Below are 15,412 nucleotides of genomic sequence, written 5' to 3'. Positions count from 1 at the left end.
GGATATGTCCATCAACTGGTTCCCCGGCCACATGCACAAGGCCCGCAAAGAGATTGCAGAGGTCATGCCCCAGGTCGATGTCATCATCGAGATGCTCGACGCCCGCATCCCCTTCTCCAGCGAGAACCCCCTGGTGCCGGAGCTGCGCGGGGAGACGCCGGTGATCAAGGTGCTCAACAAGGCAGACCTTGCCGACCCCGAGATCACCGCGCTGTGGGTGGCCCACATGGAGCAGGAGAAGGGGATCAAGGCACTGCCCCTGACCCAGCAGGAGCCTACGATGATCAAGCAACTGCTGACCCTGTGCCACGAGATGCTGCCGGAGCGCAACTTCGAGCTGCGCGGGGTGCGCGCCATGATCATGGGCATCCCCAACGTGGGCAAGTCCACCCTGATCAACACCCTGGCGGGGCGCATCATCGCCAAGACCGGCAACGAGGCGGGGGTGACCAAGTCCCAGCAGCGGATCAAGCTCGACAACCACGTCATCCTGACGGACACCCCTGGCTTCCTGTGGCCCAAGCTCAACCCGCCCTCCTGCGGTTATCGACTGGCGATCACGGCGGCCATCAAGGATACCGTCTTCGATTACGCCGACATCGCCATGTTTGCCGCCGACTACTTCATCAAGGCCTATCCGGAGCGCATCAAGGCACGCTACCAGCTGAGCGAGCTGCCGGAGACCGAGATCGAGCTGCTGGATCTCATTGCCCGTCAGCGCGGCTTCATGCGCAAGGGGGGGCTTGCGGATCTGCACAAGGCCTCGGAAATCCTGGTCAATGAATTCCGGTCCGGCATGCTGGGGCGGATCTCCCTGGAGACGCCAGAGATGGTGAGCGTCGAGATAGTGGAAGCCCAGGCCGAGGCTGAGCAGAAAGCCAGGGAGAAGGCGGAGCGGGAAGAGGAGCGCCAGGCCCGGGCTCGTCGCAAGTACGCCAAGAAGCGCCAGCGCTGACCGGCGTTGTGCACGATAGGTTGTGCTTGATAGAAAGAAGAGGCGGCCCTGGGCCGCCTCTTCTGGTCATGGCGCTCTGGCGTGAGGGAGGCACAGAGTCGATATTCAACGGCCCGCTTCCCCTCATCATGACCAAGGTGTCGGCCAATCAAGGGGATGAGACTCCCGTCAGGGGAGGGCCTTGCCGCGTTGCCATCGCGGTGGGCAGAAAAACCTTGCGACCCGGCCTCAGTGCCGATTGACAAAGGCACAGGCGGTGGCATGATGCGCTCGCATTTTGCCTCTCCCCACGGTTCTATCCATGACCACATACTCCCGCCCGGTGCTGCTCCTGCTCTGTGGCCTGCTGTTGCTGACCCTGGCCATCGCGGTATTGAATACCCTGGTACCGCTCTGGCTCGCCCATGAGCATCTGCCCACCTGGCAGGTCGGCATGGTCGGCTCCTCCTATTTCACCGGCAACCTGCTGGGAACCCTGCTGGCGGGCAGACTCATCGCCCGCTGCGGCTTCAATCGCAGTTACTACCTGGCCAGTGCGCTCTTTGCCGCAGGCTGCGTCGGGCTCGGCATTACCGTGGCTTTCTGGAGCTGGCTCGCCTGGCGATTCATCGCCGGGGTAGGCTGCGCCATGATCTGGGTGGTGGTGGAGAGCGCGCTGATGTGCAGCGGCAACGCCCGCAATCGAGGGCGCCTGCTGGCCGCCTACATGATGGTCTATTACGTGGGCACTGTGCTTGGGCAACTGCTGGTGAGCAAGGTGCCGACGTCGCTGATGGCGGTGCTGCCCTGGGTGACCGCCCTGGTGTTGACGGCCATGCTGCCGCTCTTGTTCACCCGCATCGCCAGTCCGTCAGGCAACCACAAGGCCAGGACTCCGGTCTGGCCGATGCTGCGCCTGCGTCAGGCGCGTCTGGGGGTGAACGGCTGCATCCTCTCCGGCATCGTGCTGGGGGTGCTTTATGGTCTGATGCCGCTCTATCTGAACCACCAGGGGGTGAGCGACGGGGCCATCGGCTACTGGATGGCGGTGATGGTGAGCGCCGGCATCCTGGGGCAATGGCCTGTGGGACGTCTGGCGGATCGTTTCGGGCGCCTGCCGGTGCTGCGGGTACAGGTGCTGGTGGTGATCCTGGGGGCCATGGCGATGCTCGGCAACGCGGCCATGGCACCGACGCTGTTCATTCTGGGGGCCGCGGGCTTCACGCTCTATCCGGTGGCCATGGCCTGGGCCTGCGAGAAGGTGGAGCAGCATCAACTGGTGGCCATGAACCAGGCGCTGCTGCTGAGCTACACCATCGGCAGCCTGCTCGGGCCGACCCTGACGGCGCTCTTGATGCAGCACTACTCGGATCATCTGCTGTTCATGGTGATTGCCGGGGTCTCCCTGGTCTATCTGCTGATGCTGCTGCGCAAGATGGGCGAGCACCCGACGCCGATGGCCCATGCCTGAGGGCAGACGGCGTCATCATCCCTGTGCTCTGATATAGAAGAGGCGACCCAAGGGTCGCCTCTTTTTCGTCATGGGCCGGGTGGTGCCGCTCAACCAAACCGGTGCCTTGCTGCTTCAAAGAGCGAGAGGTGCAGCGGGATCAACTGCTGCCAGTCTCGCCGGTAACCCCCTCCCGGTACGGCGGTGATGGGCAGCCCGTGGCGAAGCGCAGAGTCAAAGACCATGGCATCGCGCTGGCGCACGCCTGAGTCGCTCAGGGAGAGGTAGCCTAGCTCGTCGTCCCGGTGCACATCCACCCCGGCCTGATAGAGGATGAAGTCGGGGGCGTAGAGGCGATGAGCCAGGGCGAGGGCCTGGTCCAGGGTCTCGAGATAGGCGTCGTCCTCCATGCCGCTTGGCAGGGGAAAGTCCAGATGGGAGGCCGGCTTGTGGCGGGGGAAGTTGTGTTCCCCGTGCAGGGAGAGAGTGATGATGTCACGGCTGCCCGTGCACAGGGCGGCGCTGCCATCTCCTTGATGGACATCGAGATCCACAATCAATACTCGCTCGCAGAGTCCTTCGTCCAGGCAGGTTCGCGCCGCGATCACCAGATCGTTGAAGAGGCAGAAGCCGCTGCCAAACCCCCGGTGGGCGTGGTGGTAGCCACCGGAAATCTGCAGCCCGCAGCCCTGCGCAAGGGCGTGGCGGCTGGCGGCCAGGGTGGCGCCGACCGAGTGCAGGGTACGTTCAATCAGCAGGGGAGACCAGGGAAAGCCGAGCCGGCGAATTGCCCCTTCATCGAGGGTGCCGGCGAGGGCGGCCTGTACATAGGCCGCATCGTGCACCTTCTCTATCTGCTCACGGCTGGCAGGGGCGGCCTGTGCCAGCGGATAGTCGAGGGCGACGAGGCGTTCAAACAGCGCCTGGTACTTGGCCAGGGGGAAGCGGTGACGCTCGGGCAGCGTCAGGGCGGAGTAGTGGGGGTGATAGAAGATGCGCAGTGACATGAAGCATCGGCCATGAACGGGTATGAAAAAGGGGAGCCAGGCTCCCCTCGATGCAGGCGTGCGATGCGCCTTACTGCTGCTGGATCACCCAGATCTGGAAGGCTTTGCGGGTCTCCGCATCAGCCTTGTTGTACCAGCTCTGCAGCTGGGTCAGGGCTTCCGGGTTGCTCATGGCCTTGCTCGGGGCCACTTCCACCGGTGCGCTGGCGGCAGCCATCACGGCGGCGGTGGAGACGGAAACGGTCTTGGGCTGGTTGAAGGCCTTGCCCATCTTCAGCAGCTCCTGCTGATAGTCACGGGTCAGCTGGAAGCCACCCACGGTCGGCATGACGAACTGCTCGGATTTCAGGACCTGGCCGGTGGATTTGTCTTTCAGAACGACGTTCTGTTCCTTGACGAAACGCTTGGCTTCTTCTTCCTTGCGGGGCTTCTTGAAGTCGAGGAAGAGTTGCTGGTTGTCGGCGGCGGTGAAGTTGATCACCAGGGGCTCTGCGGTGACCAGCTTGGTTTCACTGCGGCTGGAGTAGTTGCCCTCGAAGGCGACCACGACCTGGTGCCTGCCGGGCTCCAGGGAGAAGACGGTGGCTTTGTCGAGCAGCTGGGGGTTGACGGGTTCGCCATCGAGCAGCTGGATGACATAGGGATTCGTAATTTCCAGTTGGCTAGCGGCCAGGGCGCTACCTGCCCACAACAGACCAGCCAGGGCCGGTACCAGAACAGTCAGTTTCATTTCATCTCCTTGAACAGTCAGGCAATTGCCCACTGAAAAATAGGGGGTCATTTTTACAGGTTTGCCCCACAGCGGCAATAGCCGTTTATGGCGCCTTCTGGTGTGCGGGGTGTGGATCCCGCTGCCCCGAGTCCTGCGGGCAGCGTGCTCTTCTATCTTTCTGCCCCCTCCTGACATGAGGGACAGGGGGGGGCATGGCGGGCTCAGCCGTGTCACTCGATGCGTCGGGTGAAGGGGGGGAGGGCGTCCAGCAGCCCTTTGCCGTAGCGCTTGGTCAGCAGGCGCCGGTCCAGGATGGTGACCCGCCCCCGATCCGCCTCTTTTCGGATGAGGCGGCCACAGGCCTGGATGAGCTTGCGCGACGCCTCCGGCACCGTCAGTTGCAGGAAGGGGTTGCCGCCGCGCTGCTCTATCCACTCGGCGGTCGCCTCTTCCACGGGGGAGTTGGGCACCGCGAAGGGGAGCTTGGTGATCACCAGGTTGGTGAGGTAGTGGCCGGGCAGATCCAGCCCTTCCGAGAAGCTGCCGGTGCCAAAGAGGATGCTGGCCTGGCCGCCGTCGCACTTCTGTTTGTGCAAGAGGAGCAGGGCGCTGCGGGACGCTTCCCCCTGTACCAGGAGCGACATCCCCTTGGTCCGCAGCCCCACCGCCACCTCGTTCATCTGGCGATAGGAGGAGAAGAGCACCAGGCTGGCCTCCTTGCCTGCCAGCAGGCGGGGCAGGGTATCGATCAACTCCTGGGTGAAGGCGGGGGCACTGGGTTCATGGGCCATCTTGGGCAGATAGAGTTCGGCTTTGTGGTAGTCGAAGGGGGAGCGCAGCCGCAGATAGCGGGTGCCGTCATGCTCCTTGAGCCCCACCTGGTGGCGAAAATAACTGAAGGAGGAGAGGGCGGTGAGGGTCGCCGACACCAGCACGGCCCCGAGACAGCGGGACCAGAGCCACTCCTCCAGCAGATACCCCACCTCGATGGGGGAGGCGTGCAGCCAAATGTCCCCGTCCTCGCTTCTGGCCATCCAGCGGGCGAGGGGGGTCTTGCCGGTGGGAACATGGCGGCTCAGCATCTCCCAGAGGGCGCAGAAGCTCTCGAGCCGTTGCAAGTGAAAACCGCTCTCCGCCAGCAGAGGCTCGGCCTCCTTGCGACGGATGTCGCCATTCTTGAGCGCCTCGCCGATGGCCCCCTGCATTCTGTCCAGCGCCCGCAACGCCTTCTTGCTCGCCTCCTTGAGGTTTTCCGCCAGCATGGGCAGGGGATCCGGCAGCACCCCATCGGCGAATCTGTGGTGGGGCTCGCCGCCAAAGAGGTGATCATTGCTGGCGAGCCACTGCTCGAGGGCCTTGAGATCCGGCTGGAGAGAGGCCAGGGCATCCTGCAGTTTGAGCTGGGGATCGAGCAGGCTCTCCTTGTTCAGCGTCCTGGCCAGCTTGCCCGCGCTTTGCACCAGCTTTTCCAGCCAGCGGCGGGATCCCTTGATGCTGGCGCTGGCGGCGCCGTGATCCCGGGCGATGGTGGGCAGGTGATGGGCTTCGTCCAGCACATAGATGCACTCGTCCGGCGGCGGCAATATGATGCCGCCCCCCATGGTGAGGTCGGAGAGCAGCAGGGCGTGGTTGACCACCAGCACGTCTGCTGCGTCCATGTCGTTGCGGGCCCGATGGAAGGGGCAGTGCTGATGGTGGCTCAGGGCCTTGTTGCAGGTGTGGCGGTCGGCTGCGATGCGATCCCAGCAAGGGTCCGTAATGGGTTTGGGCCAGTTGTCCCGATCCCCGTCCCACTTGCCTTCGGTGTAGGCCTGCCACAGCCCCTGGTAGCACGCTTTGTCAGCGTCCGATGGCTTGTGTTTGCTCAATGCGCCGAAGTCGAGTTCGAAATTGGCCATCTCGCTGCCGTTTGCCGCCTGCTCCAGCAGGTGCTCGCAGCAGTAGCGCTGGCGCCCCTTGACCAGCATGAAACGAAACGGCAGCTCGCTGTGACGGTGATAAAAGGGGAGATCCTTGTGGATGAGCTGCTCCTGCAGGGCCACGGTGGCGGTGGAGATCACCAGCTTCTTCTGGGTCAGCCGTGCCACTGGTATGGCCCCCTGGGCATAGGAGAGGGACTTGCCGATGCCGGTGCCTGCCTCGGCCACCAGGATGCGGCGAGACCTGTCGTACTCCCCGGTGAGGGTCTTGGCTATCTCGGCCACCAGGAAGTTCTGCTCCCTGCGGGGCACAAAGCCGGGCAGGCCGTCGGCTATCTGGCGATAGGTAGCGCGAATACTGGCTTTGAGACGGGTCGATAACATGGCTTGGCGGGTCATGGCTGGGATTGGAGTGACAGGATACCCGCAACCCGGCGCCCGGGTCGAGGCAGGGATGACAGCCCCTTGCATGGCCGCCGCCAAATATGCCAACACAGCGGTTGGGGATGGACGACTCCCCTCAGCCGGCATAAAAAAGCAGCGTTTTTCGCTACAAACGTTGTCCTCGCATCGAGGGAATGGGGTGGGACCTGGATCACATTTTTTCCCCTATGACTATGGAATCACGGGAAAGTTCCAAGTTTTTTCATTGCGGATTGCAAAACCCGGTGCTAGTCTCAGGCCCCATAGTGATGCAAAGAACATCGCTAACACAGGGAATAACAACAACTTAGTGTTTAATTACAGTAGGCATTGGAAACTATGAAAAAGACAATTCTGGCTATTGCTATCCCGGCTCTGTTTGCATCCGCAGCTAACGCTGCCGTCATCTATGACAAAGACGGTACCACCTTCGACATCTACGGTCGTGTACATGCCCAGTACTTCGGCGAGTACGACTCCTACGATGCAGACGCAGATTCTTACTCCAAGAATGATGGTGAGCTGACCACCTATGCCCGTCTGGGCTGGTCCGGTAAAATGGCTCTGAATGACACCTGGTCTGGCGTTGCCAAAACTGAGTGGCAACTGGCCTCCGAAAACTCCTATGACAGCGACAAGCGTGAGCTGGAGGTTCGTCACATCTATGCTGGCTTCGATGGTTCCCAGTATGGCCAGTTCCTGTTTGGTCAGACAGAAACTGCTTTCTACAATGCAACCGTCGCCAAGACCGATATCTTCAACGACTACGGTGACAAGGCCAACGTCTATGATGGTCGTCAAGAAGGTCAGGCTATCTATAACGGTCAGTGGAACGGTTTTGGCCTGAAAGGTGGCTACATCACCAACAACGGCAGCTATGATGCGAACTACGCTGGCTGGTCTGGTGTTGAAGGTAAAATGGACCACGGCTACACCCTGGGCGCAACCTATGACTTCGACTTTGGTCTGGGTCTGGCCGCAGGTTACGAGTCCAAGAGCTTCGAAGATGCCTCCAGCCTCACCATCACTTCCGAAAACGGTACTTTCAGTCGCGCTGATCTGACCGACAAGAATGACTGGGCTGTTGCCGCAAGCTACACCTATCAGGGTTTCTACTTCGCTGCCCTGTATAACGAATCCACCTACAAGTTCGACGGCTTCAACGATGCCAAGGCGCGTGGCTACGAGCTGGCTGCTTCCTACAACGTAGACGCCTGGACCTTCCTGGCTGGCTACAACTTCGCTGAAGCGAAAGTGGAAGGTGTAACTTCTTACGAAGACACCGTAGATTTCACCTCCATGGGTGTTGAATACGCCTTCAACTCCAAGCTGAAAGCTTACACCGAATACAAAATCCAAGGCCTGAGTCAGCAAGATGACGAGTGGACTGTTGGTATGCAATACAACTTCTAATCAAGGCTCCCTCTCATAGGGAATCGTGAAAGAGTTGATGAAACGGCCAAGCTTGCTTGGCCGTTTTGTTTTATCTGCCTTTCACCTCTTTCGCTTCCTTTCGACGTCCGGTGCTGCGCCAGGTCACGTTGTCTCTTTTCCGCCCTTGGCTCCTTCGTCGTAAATCGCTAGATTATTCAATTCGTTGAAGGATGGTTTGCCGACAGGGAAGGATGCCTTTGATCGATTTCACCCACCCCGAGTGGCGCGCGCTGGCACAGCAGTTGCTGAGCGGCGGCCCCCAGGCTGTTCGCGGTCGTCAATGGCAGCCGCTCATCGGCATGCTTCGGGACAACCAGTTGCTGCTGGCCCTTGGCAATCATCACTATGAGCTCACCCCTGCCGGGCACCGCTATCTGACTCGGGAGCTGATGCTGGCGAAGATGGCCAGTGCCCCGCCGGAACCCGAGGAGTGGCTGCAATCCCACGGTTGGCAACTGGGGGAGCGGGTCAACGAGCGGGTGCTGGCGGCCCTGTATCGCAAGGGGGAGGGTCATTTCAGCCCCATCGAGCAGATCGACTTCGAAGACAAGGGGATCCGGCTGTGCAGCGATCTGCCCCTTCGTCTGCGGGCCACACGGCCGTTCAGCCTGTTTCTCAGCGGCGGCACCCTGCTGGATGCCGCTCCCTGGCTCCAGACCCTGGGGGAGGTGGCGCTGCCAGCCCGCACCCTGGCGCAGCTTGGCAAGATCCTCTGGGGAGAGGGGGAGATACAGCGGGTGATCACGACCGATGCCGTCGGCGCCTTCGCCGAGTTGCCACTGCCCGCCGACGCCCTGCTGGTCTGGTATCCCGCCGAGGATCCCGGCACGCTGGAGCCCCTGATCGCCGCTTTGCCGCCCCAGACCCTCTGGAGCCACCTCACTGCCCTGGATCCGGCCGGGGTCGACAGAGTACTGGCATTGGCCCAGCGGTTGGGGAGACCGGCGAGCTGGTGGCTGCCCCGGGATCTGGTGCCCATCAAGGCGGCCTACGGGGCTCCCCTGGGGGATGGCCGGCCCTGGGAGCCGAGCCGTATCCCCCGTGCGCTGATGGCGCAGTGCAATGATTTGGTGGAGTCGAATCGGGGTCTGTCGGTCGAGGTGTGTGCCCTGGCACCGGATTGGCACGGGATTGGTTGAGGCGGCGCCGAGAAAGCGGTTTTCCCCTATGGAAGGCAGTGGTATAAAGAGCTGACGAAGCGCTCCCTGGACGGGCGCTTTTGTTTGCCAACCTACTTTGCCAGCCAACGAACTCAACGGACTACAGGGAATACCATGTTTGAAAAGGTTGTTGCCGCCCCAGCGGATCCGATCCTGGGCCTGACCGAAGCCTTCCGTGCCGACACTCGCAGCCACAAGATCAATCTGGGGGTCGGTATCTACAAGGATGAGACCGGTGCCACTCCTATCCTTCACTGCGTCAAGCAAGCCGAGCAGAAGCTCTTGACCGACGAGAAGACCAAGAACTACCTCGGTATCGAAGGCAATATCGAATACGGCCGCATCGTGCAGCAACTGCTGTTCGGCCGTGATGCCGCCCTGGTGACCAGCGGCCGCGCCAAGACGGCGCAGGCGCCGGGCGGTACTGGTGCCCTGCGCATCGCCGCCGAGTTCGTGGTACGCAACAATCTCGCCAAGACCATCTGGATCTCCGATCCCACCTGGGCGAACCACGTCAGCGTGTTCCAGGCGGCCGGTTTGACCGTCAAGTGGTACAAGTACTACGACGCCGCCACCAAGGGACTCGACTTCGCCGCCATGCAGGCCTCCCTGTCTGACGCGCAGGCGGGGGATCTGGTGCTGCTGCACGGCTGCTGCCACAACCCGACCGGTATCGACCCGACCACCGAGCAGTGGCGCGCCCTGGCCAGTCAGAGTGCCGCCGCCGGCTGGCTGCCGCTCTTTGACTTCGCCTATCAGGGCTTTGCCCGCGGCATCGAAGAGGATGCCGAAGGCCTTCGCATCTTCGCCGAGTGCCACGACGAGCTGCTGGTGGCGAGCTCCTTCTCCAAGAACTTCGGCCTCTACAACGAGCGGGTCGGCGCCTTCACCCTGGTCTGCGCGACCAAGGCGGTGGCCGACGTCGCCTTCACCCAGGTGAAGACCGTCATTCGTGCCAACTACTCCAACCCGCCGTCACATGGCGCCGCCGTTGTCACTACCGTGGTGAGCGACCCGGCCCTCTATGCGGAGTGGGTGGAAGAAGTGGCCGCCATGCGGGTGCGCATTCGCGAGATGCGCGAGCTGCTGGTGGAGAAGCTGGCCGAGCGGGGGGTGAACCAGGATTTCAGTTTCATCCGCGAACAGAACGGCATGTTCTCCTTCTCCGGTCTCTCCAAGGATCAGGTGGAGCGCCTCAAGAGCGAATTCGCCATCTATATCGTCGGCTCCGGCCGGATCAGCGTGGCAGGCATCACCCGCGCCAACATTGATCCCCTCTGCGACGCCATCGCCAAGGTGTTGTAAGAGAGAAGCATCTGCGCCCAGCGCCTTGCTTCAGCCATAAAAAGCCCGCCGTATCGGCGGGCTTTTTCATTTTCCGGCATCAGCGGCGCCGCTTGCTGCTTCCCAGCAGGGAGCCGAGCACCCCGCGCATCAGCTGGCGTCCCACCTCGTTGCCGAGGGTGCGGGCCACGCTCTTGGCGGCGGTCTGCACCACCCCGTCATGCTGGCCACCACGGGGGCCGGTGCGACCGAACAGGATGCCATTCAAGGCATCCAGCAGACCGCCGCCCTGGTCGCTCTGTGGGGAAGCGGTCTCGTCACCGGCGGCGGGCGATGTCTCTTGAAGTCGCTCGAACGCGGACTCCCTGTCCTCCTGGGTGTCGTATCTGCCGTAGAGCAATGAGCCCTGAATAAGCGCCTGGCGCTCGGCCGCGCTCAGGGGGCCGATGCGGCTGGCCGGGGGCGCGATGAAGGCGCGCTCCACCACGCTGGGCCGCCCCTTCTCGTCGAGCAGGGAGATGAGCGCCTCCCCGACCCCCAGTTCAGTGATGGCTCCGGCGGCGTCGAAGGCAGGGTTGGCCCGCAGGGTGTTGGCGGCGATGCGTACCGCCTTCTGATCGCTCGGGGTGAAGGCGCGCAGGGCGTGCTGCACCCGGTTGCCAAGCTGCCCCAGCACGCTGTCGGGGATGTCGGCCGGGCTCTGGGTCACGAAATAGACGCCCACCCCCTTGGAGCGGATGAGGCGCACCACCAGCTCAATTTTCTCCAGCAGCGCCCTGGGCGCATCCTTGAACAGCAGGTGGGCCTCGTCGAAGAAGAACACCAGCACGGGCTTTTCCGGATCCCCTATCTCGGGCAACTGTTCGAACAGCTCGGAGAGCAGCCAGAGCAGGAAGCAGGCATAGAGGCGGCTGGACTGGGTGAGCTTGCCGGCGGCCAGCACATTGATATGGCCGTGGCCCGCCTCGTCGGTCTGCATCAGATCCTGGATGTCCAGCATGGGCTCGCCGAAGAAGTGATCGCCGCCCGCGCTCTCCAGGGTGAGGAGGTTGCGCAGGATGGCGCCGATGGAGGCGGTCGACACATTGCCGTAGCGGGTGGTGAGGGTCTTGGCGTGCTCCCCCGCAAACTGCACCATGGCCCGCAGGTCTTTGAGATCGAGCAGCAGCAACCCCTCGTCGTCCGCCACCTTGAACACCAGCTCCAGCACCCCGCTCTGGGTGTCGTTGAGGCCGAGCAGGCGTGCAAGCAGCAGGGGCCCCATGTCGGAGACGGTGGCCCGCACCGGGTGGCCCTCTTCGGCGAAGAGATCCCAGAACAGGGTGGGGCTGGCGGCAAAGTCGGGTGCCTGAAGGCCAAGCTGGGCCAGACGGGCATCCAGCTTGGCAGAGGGGGTGCCGGCGGCGCCCAGGCCGCTCAGATCCCCCTTCACGTCTGCCAGAAAGACCGGCACGCCGAGGCGGGAAAACCCCTCCGCCAGCACCTGCAGGGTGACTGTCTTGCCGGTGCCGGTGGCCCCGGTGATAAGGCCGTGGCGATTGGCCATGGCGGGGAGCAGGGAGAGGGGGTTGCCATTGGCATGGGCCAGCGTGAGCGGTTCGGCCATGGTGGGCTCCTTGTTTCGAATGGGGGTCGAAAAACAACGGGTTACAAGGAGTGTGGTGGCAGAGGCAGACGATGGCAAGGCACGCCGCCCGAGACAAGGACGGCGTGCTGGCAACCTAGCGGGGGCGGGCCAGTTTGCCCAGTTGCAACAGCAGCAGGGTGAGCAAGGCGCCGGCGGCGGCGCTCAGCACCGCCAGCAGCAGGCTGCCGAGCAGGAAGGGGGGCACCAGGATAGCCGCTTCCTGCTCCAGCCAGTGCAGGGACCAGGTGAGATGGAAGGGGGCTGGCGTCTCGTTCAGCACCAGGCAACCGGTACGATAGGCGTAGAGGTACATGAAGGGGAGCGTCAGCGGGTTGTTGAACCAGACCGCCAAGAGGGCCAGCGGCAGGTTGAAGCTGAACGCCAGCACCAGGGCGACGGCCACCAGGGAGTGCATGGGCATGGGGACCCAGCTGGCGAACAGCCCGGCCGCCACGGCGCCACAGAGGGCCCGCGTTCCCCCTTGCCAAAGGGCGGGGGTCAGCAGTCGCTCGCCAAAGAGGGCGAACCACTTCTGTTGGCGCAGGGTATCGGGGTCAATCTTGAAGCGGGCCAACCAGCGATTCAGCATGGGCGCGCCACCTTGCGTTTTTGCCACTGGCGCACCGTGCTCAGGCGCCAGCCCGCGCGAACCAGGAGATAGCCGACGAGGGCGCTCAGCAGGGCAAGCACCAGGGAGCCCAGCAAGAGCGGCGGGGCCACCGTCTCGAACACCGACACCAGCCAGGCCCAGGTGAAGGTGATCTCGATGTGCTGGGAGGGTTGCCCCAGCAACTGGCAGCCCACCAGATAGGCGCCATAAAACAGCGGTGGCATGGTCAGGGGGTTGGAGAGCCAGACCAGGGCCACCGAGAGGGGCAGGTTGACCCGGCAGGCGATGGCGCCGCCCGCGGCCAGCAGCATCTGGCAGGGGAGGGGAACCCAGGCCATGAAGAGGCCGACCGCACAGGCACCGGCCGCGGAGCGCCGGTTGAGATGCCAGAGGTTGGCATCCAGCAGCAGCTTGCCAAAGAGTCGCAAGTGCTTGTGTTCCTTGAGGGTCGCCGGGTCGGGTAGCCAGCGCTGTATGATTCGTTTGGGCATGTTCTGAACCTTGCTAAATACTTGCTCCATGGATCTGCGTCTGTTGTCGTTTGCCCTGGGGGCAAGCTCCTCACTGCTTTGGCCATGGCTGCCTTCATGGGAATGGGGTGGCCTGATGCTACTGCTCGCGCTCCCCCTCGCCGGTGGTCGTTGCTGGCGGCTGCTGTTTCTGCTGCTCGGCATCCTCTGGATGCAGGTGAATTTGCACTACCGGCTTGCCTGGCTGGATCAGCTTGGCAAAAAAACGAGCCACATCATAACCGCACACGTGCAAAGTACGGAGTCTTCGGGAGAGAAAGAGGGGGATAAATTTGCGCGCCTGCTGCTGCGCCTCGACACCCTGGACGATCGCCCCCTCATCGTGCCACCCCTGGTGCGGGTCAATGCCTATCAGGTGTTGCCGCCGTTGCCTGCCGGCAGCCGCGTCACCCTGGTGACCTCTCTCAAGCCGGCCCATGGCCTGGCCAACGAAGCGGGGATGGATGGGCGGCGCCTGCTCCTTGGCAAGGGAATCACCGCCACCGGCAACCTGCGCCGGGTCATCGCCCTGGATGCCGTGCCCCCGGGTGTGCGCGATCGCTGGCTGGCGGCGGCGAGTCGCGCCTGGGAGGGGATGGCGCAGGCCCCCCTGCTGGCAGCCCTCACCTTCGGGGAACAGGGAGGGATCACGGATGCCCAGTGGGAACTCTTTCGCGGCAGCGGCCTGACCCACATCATCGCCATCTCGGGCCAGCATATCGCTCTGGTGGCGGTGCTCGGCTGGTGGCTCGGGCGGCTGTTCGGGCTGCGCGGGGCTATCTGCGTGTCACTCCTGTTCGCGGCCACCTACAGCTGGCTGGCGGGGTTTGCGGTGGCCACCGAGCGTGCCCTCATCATGGTGCTGGTGTGGAGCCTGCTGCGCTGGCTAAAGCGGGACTGGCCGAGCCACCGGATCTGGCTGTGGGCCTTCGTGGTGCTGACATTGTGGGACCCTTTCGCCCTCTATTCTGCGGGGTTCTGGCTCTCTTTTCTGGCGGTGGCCCTGCTGTTGCTGGCGAGCCTGTTGCACGATCGCCCCGGCCTGGTGCGGCTGCAACTTCTGCTGCTGCTCGGATTGCTGCCCCTGCAACTGCTGCTGTTCGAGGGGATGGCGCCCCTGGCGTTTCTGCTCAATCTGCTGGCACTGCCGCTGTTCTGCCTTGTCATCATTCCCCTGGCGCTCATCGGCGTGCTGGTGGCGCCCCTCTCCACGTTGCTGGCCCACGGCCTGCTCTGGGTCTCCGCCTTCGGCCTGGAGTGGGTGCTGTGGGGGCTCACGCAGCTGGCGGATCGCCTGCAGCTCTGGTGGCCGGTGCCCGGCTGGCTGATGCCCGCCAGCGCCCTGCTGATCCTGCTGTGGACGGGATGGCACCTGCCGGGAGGGCGCGCCCTGGGGGGGCCGGTGGCGGCGGCCCTGCTGCTCGCCCTCTGGCCTGCTCCCGCTTCCTGGCAGGTGCGGGTGCTGGACGTGGGGCAGGGGCTATCGGTGCTCGTCACCCGAGGGGATCGGGCCATCCTGTTTGATACCGGGGATCGCTACCCCGGGGGCTACAACATGGCGGATGCGGCCATCCTGCCCCTGCTCAACCGGCTCGGCATCCGGGTGATCGACACCCTGATCATCAGCCACAGAGACAGGGATCACGCGGGCAACCGGCAGGCTCTGCTGCAGAGCATGGCGGTGCGCCGGGAGCTCTCCTCCTTCCCCTTTGGACCGGCTACCCAGGCCTGCCGCCGAGGTCAGCAGTGGCATTGGCAGGGACTGGATGTGCGGGTGCTCTGGCCCCTGGCAGCCGGGGCGGGGCGCAACAACGACAGTTGCGTGGTGCAGCTGGACGACGGACGTCATCGGTTGCTGCTGAGCGGCGACATCGAGCAGCAGGCGGAGCGCCGCCTGCTGGCACTGGCGCTGGAGGAGGGTGATGGCGCGGGGCTGGCCAGCACCCTGCTGGTGAGCCCGCATCATGGCAGTCGCACCTCCTCCACGGCCCCCTTCGTGGCGGCGGTGCAACCTGCCTTCGTGGTGCACAGCGCAGGCTTCATGAACCAGTGGGGCTTTCCCCGCCCCGAGGTGGTGGCGCGATACCAGGGGGCGCGGCAGTGGGTCACGGGGGAGGCGGGCGCCATCCTGATCGAGCCGGGGGACGCGGGCCTCAGGATCCGGGCCGAGCGGGAGCAGGGGCCCTGGTACAGGCGTGGCGGCCCCTGGTGGCAGCCGCAGGTATGGGGAAGGGAGTGAGGATCCGGTGAGCCAGCCCGGCAAGGGGCGGCCTTCATTTGTGACCCGGGTTGTAGCCATCGCGCCAGCGGCGCTTGGTGTAGCTCCAAGGTTTGGCTAGAATA

General features: G+C 63.7%; 12 protein-coding genes. 6 read left to right on the top strand and 6 right to left on the bottom strand.

Annotation, left to right across the window (positions count from 1 at the left end):
• The first annotated feature begins 4 nt into the window (after nt 1-4).
• Both ylqF and OKC41_RS01020 read left to right on the top strand, forming a co-directional pair.
• The gene (gene ylqF / locus OKC41_RS01025) at nt 5-955 is read left to right on the top strand and encodes a ribosome biogenesis GTPase YlqF (protein WP_039040265.1); all 951 of its coding nucleotides are present in this window, start codon (nt 5-7) and stop codon (nt 953-955) included.
• Between the two features lie 301 nt (nt 956-1,256).
• A complete protein-coding gene (locus OKC41_RS01020; RefSeq protein WP_201893626.1) occupies nt 1,257-2,405 on the top strand; it encodes an MFS transporter in 1,149 nt (382 codons plus the stop codon).
• Between the two features lie 89 nt (nt 2,406-2,494).
• On the opposite strand, the gene OKC41_RS01015 is transcribed toward OKC41_RS01020, so the two are convergent.
• The 3 genes from OKC41_RS01015 to dinG form a co-directional block, all read right to left on the bottom strand.
• Nucleotides 2,495-3,391 (bottom strand): histone deacetylase, encoded by an 897-nt coding sequence (locus OKC41_RS01015; protein WP_045524170.1) that lies wholly within the window; start codon nt 3,389-3,391, stop codon nt 2,495-2,497.
• Nucleotides 3,392-3,461: 70 nt separating this feature from the next.
• Complete coding sequence (locus tag OKC41_RS01010) at nt 3,462-4,121, bottom strand: DUF2057 domain-containing protein (protein ID WP_039040268.1); 660 nt, start codon at nt 4,119-4,121, stop codon at nt 3,462-3,464.
• 212 nt (nt 4,122-4,333) lie between these two features.
• Nucleotides 4,334-6,406: an ATP-dependent DNA helicase DinG gene (dinG, locus tag OKC41_RS01005; protein ID WP_223924833.1), complete on the bottom strand. Its 2,073-nt coding sequence runs from the start codon at nt 6,404-6,406 to the stop codon at nt 4,334-4,336.
• Nucleotides 6,407-6,784: 378 nt separating this feature from the next.
• Between dinG and OKC41_RS01000 the strand changes: the two genes are divergently transcribed.
• The 3 genes from OKC41_RS01000 (at nt 6,785) to OKC41_RS00990 (ending at nt 10,344) form a co-directional block, all read left to right on the top strand.
• Entirely contained in the window at nt 6,785-7,858 is a 1,074-nt protein-coding gene (locus OKC41_RS01000) for a porin (RefSeq protein WP_270671598.1), read from the top strand.
• Nucleotides 7,859-8,076: 218 nt separating this feature from the next.
• Nucleotides 8,077-9,018 (top strand): hypothetical protein, encoded by a 942-nt coding sequence (locus tag OKC41_RS00995; RefSeq protein WP_164882637.1) that lies wholly within the window; start codon nt 8,077-8,079, stop codon nt 9,016-9,018.
• A gap of 135 nt (nt 9,019-9,153) precedes the next feature.
• Complete coding sequence (locus OKC41_RS00990) at nt 9,154-10,344, top strand: amino acid aminotransferase (RefSeq protein ID WP_041213134.1); 1,191 nt, start codon at nt 9,154-9,156, stop codon at nt 10,342-10,344.
• Nucleotides 10,345-10,423: 79 nt separating this feature from the next.
• Here OKC41_RS00990 and OKC41_RS00985 read toward each other — a convergent pair whose 3' ends face one another.
• From OKC41_RS00985 to OKC41_RS00975, 3 genes are all read right to left on the bottom strand, one after another.
• Complete coding sequence (locus OKC41_RS00985) at nt 10,424-11,929, bottom strand: helicase HerA-like domain-containing protein (protein ID WP_102948611.1); 1,506 nt, start codon at nt 11,927-11,929, stop codon at nt 10,424-10,426.
• Nucleotides 11,930-12,044: 115 nt separating this feature from the next.
• Complete coding sequence (locus tag OKC41_RS00980) at nt 12,045-12,539, bottom strand: DUF2062 domain-containing protein (protein WP_102948610.1); 495 nt, start codon at nt 12,537-12,539, stop codon at nt 12,045-12,047.
• Nucleotides 12,533-13,051 carry a DUF2062 domain-containing protein gene (locus OKC41_RS00975; RefSeq protein ID WP_039040274.1) on the bottom strand — a complete coding sequence of 173 codons (519 nt, stop codon included), beginning with the start codon at nt 13,049-13,051 and terminating at the stop codon, nt 12,533-12,535. Before OKC41_RS00975 ends, OKC41_RS00980 begins: the two co-directional genes overlap by 7 nt.
• A 115-nt stretch (nt 13,052-13,166) precedes the next feature.
• Between OKC41_RS00975 and OKC41_RS00970 the strand changes: the two genes are divergently transcribed.
• Nucleotides 13,167-15,308 carry a DNA internalization-related competence protein ComEC/Rec2 gene (locus OKC41_RS00970; protein ID WP_235664832.1) on the top strand — a complete coding sequence of 714 codons (2,142 nt, stop codon included), beginning with the start codon at nt 13,167-13,169 and terminating at the stop codon, nt 15,306-15,308.
• The last annotated feature ends 104 nt before the right edge of the window (nt 15,309-15,412 follow it).

This window comes from Aeromonas sp. QDB17 (assembly GCF_027705305.1).
Taxonomy (GTDB): Bacteria; Pseudomonadota; Gammaproteobacteria; order Enterobacterales; family Aeromonadaceae; genus Aeromonas; species Aeromonas caviae.
This window is presented reverse-complemented; position numbering and strand designations above follow the sequence as displayed.